This window comes from Giesbergeria sinuosa (assembly GCF_042652905.1).
GTDB lineage: Bacteria > Pseudomonadota > Gammaproteobacteria > Burkholderiales > Burkholderiaceae_C > Simplicispira > Simplicispira sinuosa.
Genome location: NZ_JBHSHJ010000004.1, coordinates 147,289 through 161,675, shown reverse-complemented (window position 1 = coordinate 161,675; position 14,387 = coordinate 147,289). Strand labels below are relative to the sequence as shown.

Genomic DNA, 14,387 nt, shown 5'->3' with positions numbered 1-14,387 from the left:
GAGAAACATGGCAAAAATCATCGGTATTGACTTGGGCACCACCAACAGCTGCGTTGCCATCATGGATGGCAACACCACCAAGGTGATCGAAAACAGCGAAGGCGCACGCACCACGCCCTCTATCATTGCTTACCAAGAAGATGGCGAAATTCTGGTGGGTGCTTCGGCCAAACGCCAAGCGGTCACTAACCCCAAAAACACGATCTACGCCGCCAAACGCCTGATTGGCCGCAAGTTTGACGAGAAAGAAGTGCAAAAGGACATCGACCTGATGCCCTTCACCATCACCAAGGCAGACAACGGTGACGCTTGGGTAGAAGTGCGCGGCCAAAAACTGGCTCCGCCACAAATCAGCGCCGAAGTGCTGCGCAAGATGAAGAAAACCGCCGAGGACTACCTGGGCGAGACCGTGACCGAGGCCGTGATTACTGTGCCGGCCTACTTCAACGATGCCCAGCGCCAAGCCACCAAAGACGCTGGCCGTATTGCTGGCCTGGACGTCAAGCGCATCATCAACGAACCTACTGCTGCCGCGCTGGCCTTTGGTTTGGACAAAACCGAAAAGGGCGACCGCAAAATTGCTGTCTATGACTTGGGTGGCGGCACCTTTGACGTGTCCATCATCGAAATTGCCGATGTGGATGGCGAAAAGCAATTTGAAGTGCTGTCTACCAACGGCGACACCTTCTTGGGCGGTGAAGATTTTGACCAACGCATCATTGACTTCATCATCGGTGAATTCAAGAGAGAGCAAGGCGTTGACCTCTCCAAAGACGTGCTGGCCCTGCAACGCCTGAAAGAAGCAGCAGAAAAGGCCAAGATCGAGCTGTCCAACTCGGCGGCCACCGACATCAACCTGCCCTACATCACTGCGGATGCCTCTGGCCCCAAGCACCTGAACATCAAGTTGACCCGCGCCAAGTTGGAGCAACTGGTCGAAGAACTGATTGAGCGCACCATTGCACCTTGCCGCACCGCCATCAAAGATGCAGGGATCAGCGTCTCTGAAATCAATGACGTGATCTTGGTCGGTGGCATGAGCCGCATGCCCAAGGTGCAAGAGAAGGTCAAAGAGTTCTTTGGCCGCGAACCACGCAAAGACGTCAACCCCGACGAAGCCGTGGCCGTAGGCGCTGCCATCCAAGGCCAGGTGCTGTCGGGTGACCGCAAAGACGTGCTGCTGCTGGACGTGACTCCGCTGTCTTTGGGCATTGAAACCCTGGGTGGCGTGATGACCAAAATGATCAGCAAGAACACCACCATCCCCACCAAGTTTGCGCAAACATTCTCGACCGCTGACGACAACCAGCCCGCCGTGACCATCAAGGTGTTCCAAGGTGAGCGCGAAATGGCCTCGGGCAACAAGCTGCTGGGCGAATTCAATTTGGAAGGCATCCCCCCCGCAGCGCGTGGCGTGCCGCAAATTGAAGTGTCGTTCGACATCGATGCCAACGGTATCTTGCATGTGGGTGCCAAAGACAAGGCCACCGGCAAAGAAAACAAGATCACCATCAAGGCCAACTCGGGCATTTCGGAAGAAGAAATCCAACAGATGGTCAAAGATGCCGAACTCAATGCAGCCGAAGACCACCGCAAACTGGAACTGGTGCAGGCACGCAACCAAGGTGAGGCGGCCGTTCACAGCGTGAACAAGAGCCTGACCGAGTTTGGCGATAAGCTCGACGCAGCAGAAAAGGGGGCGATTGAGTCGGCAGTCAAGGCGCTGGAAGAAGCACTCAAGGGCGAAGACAAAGCAGCCATTGACGAAAAGACCACGGCTTTGATGGCCGCCAGCCAAAAACTGGGCGAAAAGATGTATGCCAATGAGCAGGCCGCGCAGGCAGCAGCCGCTGCGGGTGCCGGTGCCACAGGTGCCGCAGGCGGCCCCCAAGGCTCCAGCGCCAAGCCAGCTGACGACGACAATGTGGTCGACGCCGAAGTGAAGGAAGTTAAGAAGGGCTAAGGTAGCGATTGCGCTGACCCATGCCGCCGCGCCAGGCTCCTGTACCGGGGAGTCCGGCGCGGCGTTCCTGTTCCAACCGGGTACCTATCCATGTCTAAAAGAGACTTTTATGAAATCCTCGGGGTAGCAAAAACTGCCTCGGATGAAGAAATCAAGAAGGCGTATCGCAAGCTGGCGATGAAATACCACCCGGACCGCAACCAGGGTGAGGCCAGCAAGGGTGCAGAAGAGAAGTTCAAAGAGGTCAAAGAGGCCTACGAGATGCTCTCAGACGCACAAAAGCGGGCTGCTTACGACCAGTACGGCCATGCGGGCGTAGACCCTAACATGCGCGGCCACGGTGGCGCTGGGGCCGAGGGGTTTGGTGGTTTTGCCGAAGCCTTTGGCGATATTTTTGGCGATATGTTCAACCAAGGCGGGCGCGCAGGCCGCGGAGCGGGTGGGCGCCAAGTCTATCGGGGCAGTGACCTGAGCTATGCGATGGAGATCACCCTGGAAGAGGCGGCCAAGGGCAAAAACGCCGAAATCCGTATTCCTTCGTGGGAAGCCTGTGACACCTGCCACGGCAGTGGTGCCAAACCCGGCACCAGCCCCAAAACCTGCTCCACCTGTAGCGGCTCTGGCACGGTGCAGATGCGTCAAGGCTTCTTTAGCGTACAACAGACCTGCCCCCATTGCCGAGGCACGGGCAAGATCATTCCCGACCCCTGCACAGCCTGCCACGGTCAGGGCAAGCTCAAGAAGCAAAAAACACTGGAAGTGAAAATTCCTGCCGGTATTGACGATGGCATGCGCATCCGCAGCACCGGCAACGGAGAGCCAGGCACCAATGGTGGCCCACCGGGCGATTTGTACATCGAAATTCGCCTCAAAAAGCACGATATCTTTGAGCGCGATGGTGACGATTTGCACTGCCAAGTGCCAGTGAGCTTTATCACCGCAGCACTGGGCGGCGAGATCGAGGTGCCCACCTTGGCTGGCAAGGCTGCCATCGACATCCCAGAGGGAACCCAAGCGGGCAAACAATTCCGACTGCGTGGCAAAGGGATCAAGGGAGTGCGTTCGAGCTACCCTGGCGATTTGTATTGCCATATCGCGGTAGAGACGCCCGTCAAGTTGACCGAGCACCAACGCAAATTGCTGCGCGAACTGGAAGAATCGCTCAAGAAGGGCGGCGCTCGCCACTCGCCCAGTGGCGAAAGCTGGACAGACAAGCTCAAGAGCTTTTTTAGCTAACCCAGCAGGCCCAAACTGCCATGCAACCGCCTGTGCCCTCTTCTGGGCCAGGCGGTTTTTTGCCCCTAAAAACCGGCAGCGGCTGCTTGGTTGAGCAGTTGTGAGAGCATTCCGGCCAATGCCAGATTCCCCCCTGGCATCGTCAACAGCACCAGCCCGTCAACAGTAAACAGGCAAATACCACTGGTGGCGTAGTTGCGACCATAGGCGCCCGGAAAGTTCTGCAAACACGCATGGTTTTGGCTAGAGGCACTGCCTGTGCCCAAGGTATTGCCAAATAAGTGCTGTGCCCAAGCAAAGACGCGATCGGCAGATTTGATCTGTGCTGGGGGCAAAGGCGCATTGGCGGCCAGTTTCAGAACGGGCACCAATGCCGTACGTTGTACACGGCTCCAAGCGTCCGATACTTCCACCGTGATCGGGTGCTCCCCTGTGGGCAGGGCCGCCAGATTGGCTATCACTTGGTGTGTTTGCCCAGGTGCCAATTCTGTCGCTTGCCCCAAAAGGGTACTGCCACTGAGCACCCTGATGTTGAGCAGATCACCATCGGCATCGTCTAGTTGCACCGTGATGGGAAGCACATAGCGTGCAGAAGGCGTGGAGCGCAATTGCGCTGTTCCCACGTAAAAGGAGCGTGACTCCGGAAACTCTAACGGATCAATGCGCAGGTAGCGCACCCCATCTGCCCAAGTGCGCGCTGTAGCAGGCTCGTACACCAACTTGTTCATGTCAAACCAGTAGCGTTGCAGCCCTGGTCGCAGGATGATGTCATCGGTGGTGACACCGGGGTCGGCATCATTGGATTTCCAGGCCAGCCGCATCACAGCCCCTCTGGTCAATTCACTTTGGGCCGTGGCATCCATCGGAACGTACAGGTCAAAACCCAACCAACGGTAGGTATTGGCATCGATGGGGTGGGTGTTTTCCTGAAATGCCAAAAATACATGGGGATCACCCTCTGTGTGGCCCGCAGTCGCAGGTCGGGAGGTGGCATGAAAAAAAGCGCCGGTAGGTTGCAGGTCAGGAATACCTGTGGTGTATTCCCAATGCAGGAGATTGCTCAGTTCAGGGCGCAGCACCTGGCCCGATTGCATGGCCCAAGCCTTTCCCTGCTCTACCAAGGCGTAATCTTCCCCATCTTCAGGGCTAGGGGAAAGAATTTCGACCGTAGGACGGGCGTTGATGTGCAGCGGAGCATCGTTGTACACAACGGTTTCTTGAAATCCGGCCGCTTGTGTCAGACGCACACTGTGCAAGGTCAGTCCAATATTTTGCCCAGCATGGGGGCCGTTCAGAGGATCAATACGCAAGGCACGCACCAGCCCTGTCCATTGTGGAGACCGACCCAAATCGATCTGGTAGGTAGCACGGCCTGCCCGTACCGAAATAAAGTCACTGGGATTGCTGACCGTACCGGCCTGATCGCCCCACCAAACCAACAAACCCGACTCCTGTGCAGGAACCTGATCCAGTGTCATATCGACGGTGATGTAACGGTATTTCTGGGTATCAATCGGGCTTTGCTGGTCGATATCGAGCAAAACAAATGGATCTGGATCATTGGTGGTGGCTTGCAAGCCACTGCGCCCCGTGGTGGCCCCCGACAAGCCATGATTGCTCGCCCAAAGGGTGTCAGAGTTGCTGTCAAAGACCCAAGCCTTGCCCCGTTGGCTCAAGGCATAGTCGCCATCGGTGATAGCCGCAATACGGTAATGCCCTGGGGGCAGACGGGCTGTGGCACCGGGATGGCTATTGATTGGCAACGCCGTACTCAAAGTCTGGCTACTGCCAGTGGGCTGTATTTCAGCCAGCCAATGTGTTTTTCCGGGAGGCAGCTGGGTGTCACTGGCTTCGTTGTGGTGGTACAAACGCGCCCAATCGATCTGAAACTCCACATTGCAGCCCAAGCAGGGATCAATCCGCAGCCCCTGAATGTTACCCCCCAAGGCTGGCCTGTGCTGGGCAGCATAGCTGCCAGATCAAAGTGGTACAGATGCCAGCCGGGGTAGACCGGAAACAAAGGCGACTCGGCATAGGCTGCATCAAAAGCCGCCACAGTATCGCCACCGTGGTGCCATACCAAACGACCACCGCGCGAGCCGGGCACCACGCTGTCTGGCAACCGCATCATGAACGCCAGATGGGTGTAGCGATTGGCGTCCATAGCAATCGGCACCCCATTGGCAGCCGGCATGGCCGACGGAATGGGTGGAAACTGTAGCCAGAAGTGGGGGTCGGTATCGCGGGCCGTGCCCGTCATGGTGCCATTGGCAACAATGGCGGCACTCAGGTTGTGTGTCCACCAAAGAGGAAACACATCTCCCTGCGTAGACATATCCCAAGCATTGCCTAGCACTTGCGTTGCATGGTCTGGGCCTTCAGCGACCGTCTGGGCGTGGGTGCCTTGAATACAGGCCACCAGCAGACAGGCGGCAAGCGATGCGCGAAGAAAAGGCGGGTGCAGATGCATAGCTATATCCTTTACGGTAATGAAGGAGCCGACACCAGCGTGAACCGCAGCCCCTGCGTCCATCGTAGCGGGAACCGTTGAAAACGGGCACTTTGGGTGCCACTTTCAATGCTATCGGGCGAGTCTGGTTGGCCCAGCCTAAAATCACGCTCCCCCTGAACGCAAAGAGACCACCATGGGACGCACCCTGTACGACAAGATCTGGGACGAGCACGTCGTCCATACCGAAGAAGACGGCACTGCCGTGCTCTACATCGACCGCCATCTGGTACATGAAGTCACCAGCCCACAGGCTTTTGAGGGTTTACGCCAAGCTGGGCGCAAAGTCTGGCGCGTCAGCTCCATTGTGGCCACTGCCGACCACAACACCCCCACCACCGGTTGGGAACTGGGCTACGATGGCATTACCGACCCGATCAGCAAAGAACAAATCACCACGCTGAATGCCAACATCGCCGAAACCGGCGCAGCCGCCTTTTTCCCGTTCATGCACCAGCGCCAAGGCATTGTGCATGTCATGGGGCCAGAAAATGGGGCCACTTTGCCAGGCATGACGGTGGTCTGCGGTGACAGCCACACCAGCACACACGGCGCTTTTGGCGCGCTGGCGCACGGTATCGGCACCAGCGAAGTCGAGCACGTCATGGCCACCCAAACCCTGTTGGCCAAAAAAGCCAAAAATATGCTGGTGCAGGTGGATGGACAACTCGCCAAGGGCGTGACGGCCAAAGATGTGGTGCTAGCCATCATTGGCAAGATTGGCACGGCAGGCGGTACAGGCTACACGATTGAATTTGCGGGCTCTGTCTTTCGCACCATGAGCATGGAAGGCCGCATGACGGTATGCAACATGGCCATTGAGGCTGGTGCGCGCGCTGGTTTGGTGGCTGTGGACGACAAAACGATTGATTACGTCAAGGGCCGTCCGCTGTCGCCCACCGGCGTGGAGTGGGATCAGGCCGTGGCGTACTGGAAAACGCTGCACTCGGATGCCGACGCCGTGTTTGACACCGTGGTCACGCTCCATGCCGATGACATCGTGCCCCAAGTGACATGGGGTACCTCGCCCGAAATGGTGCTGGGTGTTGACGCCACCGTGCCCGACCCCGACAAAGAAAAAGACGCCAACAAGCGTGGTGCCATCGAACGCGCCTTGCAATACATGAACCTGCAACCGGGCAAACCTATCAACGATATTTTTGTCGATAAGGTATTCATTGGTTCTTGCACCAACAGCCGTATTGAAGATATGCGCGAAGCCGCTGCCGTGGTGAAAAAGCTGGGGCAAAAAGTAGCCAAGAACGTGAAGCAGGCGCTGGTAGTGCCCGGCTCCGGGCTGGTCAAAGAACAAGCCGAGCGCGAAGGACTGCACGAGATTTTCAAGGCGGCCGGTTTTGAATGGCGTGAGCCAGGCTGCTCGATGTGCTTGGCCATGAATGCCGACCGTCTGGAGCCGGGTGAACGCTGTGCCTCGACCAGCAACCGCAACTTTGAAGGCCGTCAAGGCGCAGGTGGGCGCACCCACTTGGTCAGCCCTGCTATGGCGGCTGCGGCTGCGGTGCATGGTCACTTTGTGGATGTCCGTACTTTTGCTTGATAGCACCCTAGGAGCACTGTCGTGAAAAAGATCGCCACACTCATCACCCTATCGCTGGCCTTTGTGCTGAGCGGCTGTAACACCGTCAAAGGTGTAGGCCAAGATATTGAGAAAGCTGGTTCTGCCATCGAACGCGCTGCCACCAAGTAAACAAGCCCCCCATGCAAAAATTTATCCTTCACCAAGGCATCGTGGCTCCGATGGACCGCGAGAACGTCGATACCGACGCCATCATTCCTAAGCAGTTCCTCAAGTCGATCAAAAAGACCGGCTTTGGCGTCAACCTGTTTGACGAATGGCGCTACCTTGACCACGGCGAGCCGGGCCAAGACCCCGCCAGCCGCCAGCCCAACCCCGACTTTGTGCTCAACCAGCCACGCTACCAAGGTGCCTCTATCTTGTTGGCCCGCAAAAACTTTGGCTGCGGCTCTAGTCGTGAACACGCCCCCTGGGCACTGGAGCAATATGGTTTTCGCGCCATCATTGCACCCAGCTTTGCCGATATCTTCTTTAACAACTGCTTCAAAAACGGCTTGCTGCCCATCGTGCTGCCCGAGGCCACGGTGGCGCAGTTGTTTGATGAAGTAGCCGCCTTTGCGGGCTACCAGCTCACCATTGATCTGGAGCGCCAAGTGATCGTACGCCCACAAGGCGAAGAAATCCCCTTTGATGTGGTGCCATTTCGCAAATACTGCCTGCTCAACGGTTTTGACGACATCGGCCTGACCTTGCGCCACGCCGACAAAATCAAAGCGTTTGAGGCCGAGCGGCTGGCCGTCAAGCCTTGGCTGGCCCACACCATGGTGGCGTAAACGCCCACCACAGATATTCAATCTCCTGAAAAGTAAATCATGAAAATTGCAGTATTGCCGGGTGACGGCATTGGTACCGAAATCGTCGCCGAAGCCGTCAAGGTGCTCAACGCCTTGGATTTGAAATTTGAGATGGAAACCGCCCCTGTGGGGGGTGCTGCCTATGAAGCAGCAGGCCATCCGCTGCCCGAGTCCACCCTCAAGCTGGCCCAAGAAGCCGATGCCATCCTGTTTGGTGCCGTGGGCGACTGGAAATACGACAGGCTCGACCGCCCACTGCGCCCCGAGCAAGCCATTTTGGGCCTGCGCAAGGCGATGGGCCTGTTTGCCAACTTCCGCCCGGCCATTTGCTACGAGCAGCTGACCCACGCCTCCAGCCTCAAGCCCGAACTGGTGGCCGGGCTGGACATCCTCATCATTCGCGAACTGACCGGCGACATTTACTTCGGCCAACCCCGTGGCCGCCGCATTGCCACCGATGGGCACTTCCCCGGTGCCGAAGAAGCCTTTGACACCATGCGCTACTCGCGCCCAGAGATTGAGCGTATCGCCCACGTCGCTTTCCAGGCCGCACAAAAGCGCAGCAAGCGCGTCACCAGCGTAGACAAAGCCAATGTGCTCGAAACCTTCCAACTCTGGAAGGACGTGATGACCGAAGTGGGCCAACAGTACCCCGATGTCGCGTTGGACCATATGTACGTCGACAACGCCGCCATGCAACTGGTGAAAGAGCCGAAAAAGTTTGACGTGCTGGTCACGGGCAATATGTTTGGCGACATTCTGTCGGATGAAGCCTCGATGTTGACAGGCTCGATTGGTATGTTGCCTTCGGCCAGCTTAAACAGCAAAGGCCAAGGCTTGTACGAACCCAGCCACGGCAGCGCCCCCGACATCGCCGGCAAAGGCATTGCCAACCCGCTGGCTACCATTTTGAGCGCCGCCATGATGCTGCGCTTTAGCCTGCAACAGCCCGAAGCCGCTGACCGCATCGAAAACGCCGTCAAAGCCGTGCTGGCCCAAGGCCTGCGCACCGGCGACATCTACAGTGAGGGCACCACCAAGGTCAACACCGTGCAAATGGGTGATGCAGTCGTCAAGGCACTGGGCTGATACGCAGGCCTGGCATCCGCTACAATGAAAAGCTATGTTTGCCGCCTGCCCGTTCCTGCTGAACAACACCTCTGCCATCACGGCAGGTGGGGCCGTGCGCGCAACCATCACCACCACCACGACCATTAAGGGCTGATCCAGCTCCGGTATCGTCGTGCGCCCCTCCCCGGCCAGACGAGCCGGGCAACCGATCAGCCCCTACGGTGTGGTAACGTTTTTTATCATCGAAGGGGCTTGAAATGAGCAAATTGGTAGGTTTGGTCGGCTGGCGCGGTATGGTCGGCTCGGTGTTGATGGATCGTATGCAGGCCGAGGGTGACTTCGACCTGATCGAACCCATCTTCTTCTCTACATCCAATGCGGGCGGCAAGGCTCCAGCGCAAGCCAAAGCACACAGCACACTGCAAGACGCCAATGACATCGCTGCGTTGGCCCAGTGCGACATCGTTATCACCTGCCAAGGTGGCGACTACACCAAGGAAGTGTTTCCCAAGCTGCGCGCCTCCGGCTGGCAAGGCCACTGGATTGACGCGGCTTCGTCGCTGCGCATGGAGCAAGATGCCGTCATCGTGCTCGATCCCGTCAATGACAACGTGATCCAGAAGGCGCTGGCCGCAGGCGGCAAGAACTGGATTGGCGGCAATTGCACCAACTCTATCTTGCTGATGGGTTTGGGCGGTCTGTTCAAGGCCGATTTGGTGGAATGGGTCAGCTCCATGACCTACCAAGCCGCCTCGGGTGGTGGTGCCAACCACATGCGCGAGCTGCTCAAAGGCATGGGCGTAGTCCATGCCGCAGTGGCCGACGAGCTGGCAACCCCCGCCTCCGCCATTTTGGACATCGACCGCAAGGTCGCCAAAACCATCCGTGAAGATGTGCCCACCGAGTTCTTTGGCGCGCCGTTGGCCGGTGGCCTGATCCCTTGGATTGATGTGCAACTGCCCAACGGCCAATCCAAAGAAGAATGGAAAGGCCAAGCCGAGGTCAACAAGATCTTGGGTACTGAGGCCACCATCCCCGTCGATGGTTTGTGCGTGCGCATCGGCGCCATGCGCTGCCACAGCTTGGCCCTGACGCTCAAGCTGAAAAAAGACCTGCCACTGGCCGAGATCGAGACCATCATCCAAGGCGGAAATCCTTGGGTGAAGTGGGTGCCCAATGACCGCGCTATCACCGTTAAAGAACTGACCCCAGCCTCCATCACCGGCGGCCTGCAAGTGGGCGTGGGCCGGGTGCGCAAACTCAACATGGGGCCAGAGTACCTGTCGGCCTTCGTGATTGGTGACCAGCTGCTGTGGGGCGCTGCCGAACCCCTGCGCCGCATGCTGCGTATCCTGTTGGCAGCCTGATTGGCACGGTAAGAACCGGGTGTTTCGCTTAGAAACACCCGGTTACTCTCGTTGTCAGGGGACAACACCCTAAGGTACCAGCAGCAGCGATTCATTGATCGGCATGGGTCTGAGGTGCTGCTTTTCTTGTCAGTCCAAGGCATTGCTGCTATGGTGTTTTGATACTTCTCCAAGCCGGAGCAAGCGCCGGGTTTCTTGTCTGTAGGCCGCTTGACCGGGCCTCTTTTTTCTTATCAGTTGATAGCAACCATGCATCGTTGGAAATACTCTGCGCTGGCAGGAGCGGTCGTGGCGACCCTTGGCCTGTACGCTGCTGACGCTTCGGCGCTGGCCTTGGGACCGATCATGGTGCAGTCTGCTCTGGGCGAGCCCTTGCGCGCCGAGATCGATCTGCCCCAAATCAGCCCCGCTGAAGCCGATACCCTGCGCGTCAGTCCTGCCGCCCCGGAAATTTTCCGCAGTCAGGGGATGGAATACTCCCCCGTGGTTACACAAATGCGGGTGCAACTGGAGCGCCGCTCTAATGGCCGCATGGTGTTGCAACTCTCCAGCGATCGGCCCGTGAACGATCCATTTGTTGACTTGGTGATTGATGCCTCTTGGGGCACAGGCCGCATCACGCGCAGCTACACCATGTTGTTTGATCCACCGGCGCTGCGGCGTCCGCCGGTCGCCTTGGCCGCCGCACCGCAAATTCCCCCCGCACCGGCCACACCTGCACCAACAGCAGCGACACCCGCCAGCCCACCAGCAGCCCCCGCACCAAGCCCCGTTGCTCCCATCACAGACGCAACCTCGCCCGCACCTGCGGCCCCCTCGCCAGCGCCAAGCCCTGCGCCCGCACCACGCCCAGAACGAACACAAACGCCTCGTCCAGCCGCCGCGCCAGCACCCACACCCGCGCCAGCCCAAAGCGTACAAGTCAAGCAGGGCGATACAGCCGGTCGAATTGCCGAGAGCCGTCGTGGGGCAGGGGTCTCGCTAGACCAAATGCTGGTAGCTTTGCTGCGTGCCAATCCAGAAGCTTTTGCCCAAGGCAACGTCCACCGCCTCAAAGCCGGTGCAGTGCTTGAAGTGCCCGATGCGCAACAAGCCCAGGCCGTGCCAGTGGCCCAAGCACGCCAAATCATGGCCGCACAGAGCCGTGATTTCAACGAATTCCGACGCCGACTGGCTGTCACAGCACCGGCGGCACAGGTCGAGGCCGCAGACCGTTCTGCCAAAGGCAGCGTCCAAACCCGTGTCGAAGACAAGCGTCCTGCCAGTGGTGCTCCCGATAAGCTCACTCTGTCCAAAGGCGCTATGACTGGGCAGAAGGCTGCCGCAGAGGAAAAACTGGCACAAAGCAAGCAAAAAACTGAAGCCAACAACCGGGCGCAGGAAATTGCCAAAAACATTGAAGACCTGAACAAACTCAATGCCAGCGTAACTGCCCCTGCCTTGGCACCTGCACCTGCGCCCGCCGCGACAGCAACTCCAGCACCTACACCAGCACCAAGCCCAGCCCCGGCACCCGAGCCTGCACCTTCACCGGCGCCAGCACCAGAAACACCAGCCCCAGCGCCAGCACCAGCGCCCACAGAGGCACCGCCGCCCCCTCCTGCACCTGCCCCCACACCTGCGCCTGCACCGGCTGTAGAAGAGCCTGGTTTTATCAGTGGCCTCTTTGAAGACCCTCTCTTGCCGCTGGCAGGTGGTGGTGTATTGGCACTGCTGGCAGGCTATGGCGTGTATGTTGCCATGCGCCGGCGCAAAGCCAAAGAGTCGGTCGATAGCTCCTTCCTTGAAAGCCGGATACAGCCTGACTCGTTCTTCAATACCAGTGGTGGTCAACAGGTAGATACGGCCAATGTGGCTGAATCGACAACTGGCGCATCTTCCTCCATGTCTTACAGCCCCAGCCAGCTTGATGCTGGGGGGGATGTCGATCCGGTAGCAGAGGCCGATGTTTATCTGGCCTATGGGCGTGATTTGCAGGCCGAAGAGATCCTGAAAGAAGCACTGCGCCATACCCCTGAGCGTATCGCCATCCACACCAAGCTGGGTGAAATCTATGCCAAACGGCAAGACCGCAAGGCACTGGAGGCAGCGGCTTCTGATGTGTACAAACTCACCCAAGGTCAGGGCCCAGACTGGAACCGCATGGTGGAGTTGGGGCGCGAAATAGATCCGGGCAATCCTATGTACCAACCAGGCGGCCAGCCCGCATTGGCGGGTGTTGCCGCTGCCGCAGCCACCGGTGCTGCGGCCACTGGTTTTGCCAGCACCTTGAGCGATCCAGCGCCAACGGCTGGACAACTGCCACCAGAACTGGATTTTGATCTTGATCTGGAGCTGCACGACACACCGGCAGAAGATGCCAGCGCCGATCCAGGTGGATTTGCTGCGGCCATCGCCTCAGCCACTGAAATGCCTGAATTGGCCATGCCCATCTTGGATACTGGCCCGATGTCACCGCCTGCGCCACCCGCCGCAGCTCCGGCGCCAGCTGCGGAGCCCGCCCCCGCCCAAGACATGGGGCTGTCTTGGGACGTGCCAGATCTGCCGATGGTGCCTCCTTCTGGCTCTGCCGCACCGGCTGCATTGGAGTTACCCACCCTGGATGCTCCCGCAACATCCACCATGACAGATCTGGAGTTCTCTCTGGACATGCCATCGGAGCAAGCCAACGCGCCTGTGCCAACCCCGGCATCTGAGCCGCTGCCAGATACTGCTGCACCAGCCACCGATTCGGGCCTGATGGACTTTGATTTGGGAGGACTGTCAACAGAACCACCCGCTGCGGCCCCAGAGCCTACACCAGCCACCAATGAAGCCGTAGCTGCTCTAGAGCAGGACGGCCCATTCGAAGGCCAATCAGAAGATCCACTGGAAACCAAACTGGCCTTGGCGCAGGAGTTCAATGCCATTGGAGACAGCGATGGTGCCCGCACCCTGATTGAGGAGGTCATTGCCGAATCCTCTGGCGCACTCAAGGCCAAGGCCCAGAGTTTGTTGGCCGAGCTGTCCTGATCCGTGCCCGGCATGCGAGTGGCCTTGGGGGTCAGTTATAACGGTCAGGCATACCAGGGCTGGCAAAGCCAGCCCTCGGGCCAGACCGTACAAGACCGGCTAGAGGCTGCTCTGAGCCGTTTTGCCACCGAGCCAGTGCATACCCTTTGTGCAGGGCGCACCGATGCGGGAGTGCATGGGCTGATGCAGGTGGTGCATTTTGATGCCCCCGTGCAGCGCCCTGCTGCCTCTTGGGTGCGCGGCACCAATGCGTTTTTACCCTCCGACATTGCCGTGCAATGGGCACACGCCGTGCCCGATGGTTTTCATGCCCGTGCCAGCGCCACAGCCCGGCGTTATGCCTATGTGCTGTTGCAATCCCCAGTACGTCCCAGCGTTGAGGCCGGGCGCGTTGGTTGGGTCTTCCAACCGCTAGATGGTGATGCCATGCGTGCGGCTGCCGCGCAACTGCTGGGCGAGCATGACTTCACCTCATTTCGAGCAGCAGCCTGTCAGGCGCTGTCGCCGATCAAGACGATGCAGCGCATCGATATCACCCAGCAAGTGCTCAGTGCAGGCAGCACTGGCATGAACATCCCCGTCTGCTACTGGCGTTTCGAGTTTGAGGCCAATGCCTTTTTGCACCACATGATCCGCAACATCATGGGTTGCCTGGTTGCCATAGGGCGTGGCAGTCAGTCTGTCTGTTGGATGGGTGAGGTATTACAAGCACGTTCGCGCCAAGTGGCGGCCCCCACCTTTGCCCCCGATGGCCTGTATTTTCTAGGGCCCGTGTACGACCCGACCTGGGGGCTGCCAGAACGCACCCCCGCCTTTGACTGGCTTCCCTGATTTTGTA

11 protein-coding genes are annotated in these 14,387 nt (G+C 58.6%); 9 read left to right on the top strand and 2 right to left on the bottom strand.

What is annotated here, in order from left to right:
- The first annotated feature begins 7 nt into the window (after positions 1–7).
- Positions 8–1,963, top strand: a complete 1,956-nt coding sequence (gene dnaK, locus ACFO6X_RS07330) for a molecular chaperone DnaK (RefSeq protein WP_382431555.1) — start codon at positions 8–10, stop codon at positions 1,961–1,963.
- 90 nt (positions 1,964–2,053) lie between these two features.
- Positions 2,054–3,199 carry a molecular chaperone DnaJ gene (gene dnaJ, locus ACFO6X_RS07325; RefSeq protein WP_382431553.1) on the top strand — a complete coding sequence of 382 codons (1,146 nt, stop codon included), beginning with the start codon at positions 2,054–2,056 and terminating at the stop codon, positions 3,197–3,199.
- Between the two features lie 65 nt (positions 3,200–3,264).
- Here dnaJ and ACFO6X_RS07320 read toward each other — a convergent pair whose 3' ends face one another.
- Both ACFO6X_RS07320 and ACFO6X_RS07315 read right to left on the bottom strand, forming a co-directional pair.
- Positions 3,265–4,962: a hypothetical protein gene (locus ACFO6X_RS07320; protein ID WP_382431551.1), complete on the bottom strand. Its 1,698-nt coding sequence runs from the start codon at positions 4,960–4,962 to the stop codon at positions 3,265–3,267.
- Positions 4,963–4,970: 8 nt separating this feature from the next.
- Positions 4,971–5,669 carry a hypothetical protein gene (locus tag ACFO6X_RS07315; protein ID WP_382431549.1) on the bottom strand — a complete coding sequence of 233 codons (699 nt, stop codon included), beginning with the start codon at positions 5,667–5,669 and terminating at the stop codon, positions 4,971–4,973.
- A gap of 175 nt (positions 5,670–5,844) precedes the next feature.
- On the opposite strand from ACFO6X_RS07315, the gene leuC reads away from it, so the two are divergent.
- The 7 genes from leuC (at position 5,845) to truA (ending at position 14,380) form a co-directional block, all read left to right on the top strand.
- Positions 5,845–7,266: a 3-isopropylmalate dehydratase large subunit gene (gene leuC, locus ACFO6X_RS07310; protein ID WP_382431547.1), complete on the top strand. Its 1,422-nt coding sequence runs from the start codon at positions 5,845–5,847 to the stop codon at positions 7,264–7,266.
- 21 nt (positions 7,267–7,287) lie between these two features.
- Positions 7,288–7,416 carry an entericidin A/B family lipoprotein gene (locus ACFO6X_RS07305; protein WP_382431545.1) on the top strand — a complete coding sequence of 43 codons (129 nt, stop codon included), beginning with the start codon at positions 7,288–7,290 and terminating at the stop codon, positions 7,414–7,416.
- A gap of 11 nt (positions 7,417–7,427) precedes the next feature.
- The gene (gene leuD, locus ACFO6X_RS07300; RefSeq protein ID WP_382431543.1) at positions 7,428–8,078 is read left to right on the top strand and encodes a 3-isopropylmalate dehydratase small subunit; all 651 of its coding nucleotides are present in this window, start codon (positions 7,428–7,430) and stop codon (positions 8,076–8,078) included.
- A 39-nt stretch (positions 8,079–8,117) separates the two neighbouring features.
- The gene (gene leuB, locus ACFO6X_RS07295) at positions 8,118–9,188 is read left to right on the top strand and encodes a 3-isopropylmalate dehydrogenase (RefSeq protein ID WP_382431541.1); all 1,071 of its coding nucleotides are present in this window, start codon (positions 8,118–8,120) and stop codon (positions 9,186–9,188) included.
- 239 nt (positions 9,189–9,427) lie between these two features.
- Positions 9,428–10,537, top strand: a complete 1,110-nt coding sequence (gene asd, locus ACFO6X_RS07290; RefSeq protein ID WP_382431539.1) for an aspartate-semialdehyde dehydrogenase — start codon at positions 9,428–9,430, stop codon at positions 10,535–10,537.
- A gap of 249 nt (positions 10,538–10,786) precedes the next feature.
- Positions 10,787–13,549 carry a motility hub landmark protein FimV gene (locus tag ACFO6X_RS07285; protein ID WP_382431537.1) on the top strand — a complete coding sequence of 921 codons (2,763 nt, stop codon included), beginning with the start codon at positions 10,787–10,789 and terminating at the stop codon, positions 13,547–13,549.
- Positions 13,550–13,561: 12 nt separating this feature from the next.
- Complete coding sequence (gene truA, locus ACFO6X_RS07280; protein ID WP_382431779.1) at positions 13,562–14,380, top strand: tRNA pseudouridine(38-40) synthase TruA; 819 nt, start codon at positions 13,562–13,564, stop codon at positions 14,378–14,380.
- Positions 14,381–14,387 lie beyond the last annotated feature (7 nt).

Excerpts from the sequence above, each read along its gene's own strand:
- dnaK (WP_382431555.1), top strand. The coding sequence starts at position 8 with ATGGCAAAAATCATCGGTATTGACTTGGGCACCACCAACAGCTGCGTT.
- dnaJ (WP_382431553.1), top strand. The coding sequence starts at position 2,054 with ATGTCTAAAAGAGACTTTTATGAAATCCTCGGGGTAGCAAAAACTGCC.
- ACFO6X_RS07315 (WP_382431549.1), bottom strand. The coding sequence starts at position 5,669 with ATGCATCTGCACCCGCCTTTTCTTCGCGCATCGCTTGCCGCCTGTCTG.
- leuC (WP_382431547.1), top strand. The coding sequence starts at position 5,845 with ATGGGACGCACCCTGTACGACAAGATCTGGGACGAGCACGTCGTCCAT.
- leuD (WP_382431543.1), top strand. The coding sequence starts at position 7,428 with ATGCAAAAATTTATCCTTCACCAAGGCATCGTGGCTCCGATGGACCGC.
- leuB (WP_382431541.1), top strand. The coding sequence starts at position 8,118 with ATGAAAATTGCAGTATTGCCGGGTGACGGCATTGGTACCGAAATCGTC.
- asd (WP_382431539.1), top strand. The coding sequence starts at position 9,428 with ATGAGCAAATTGGTAGGTTTGGTCGGCTGGCGCGGTATGGTCGGCTCG.
- ACFO6X_RS07285 (WP_382431537.1), top strand. The coding sequence starts at position 10,787 with ATGCATCGTTGGAAATACTCTGCGCTGGCAGGAGCGGTCGTGGCGACC.
- truA (WP_382431779.1), top strand. The coding sequence starts at position 13,562 with ATGCGAGTGGCCTTGGGGGTCAGTTATAACGGTCAGGCATACCAGGGC.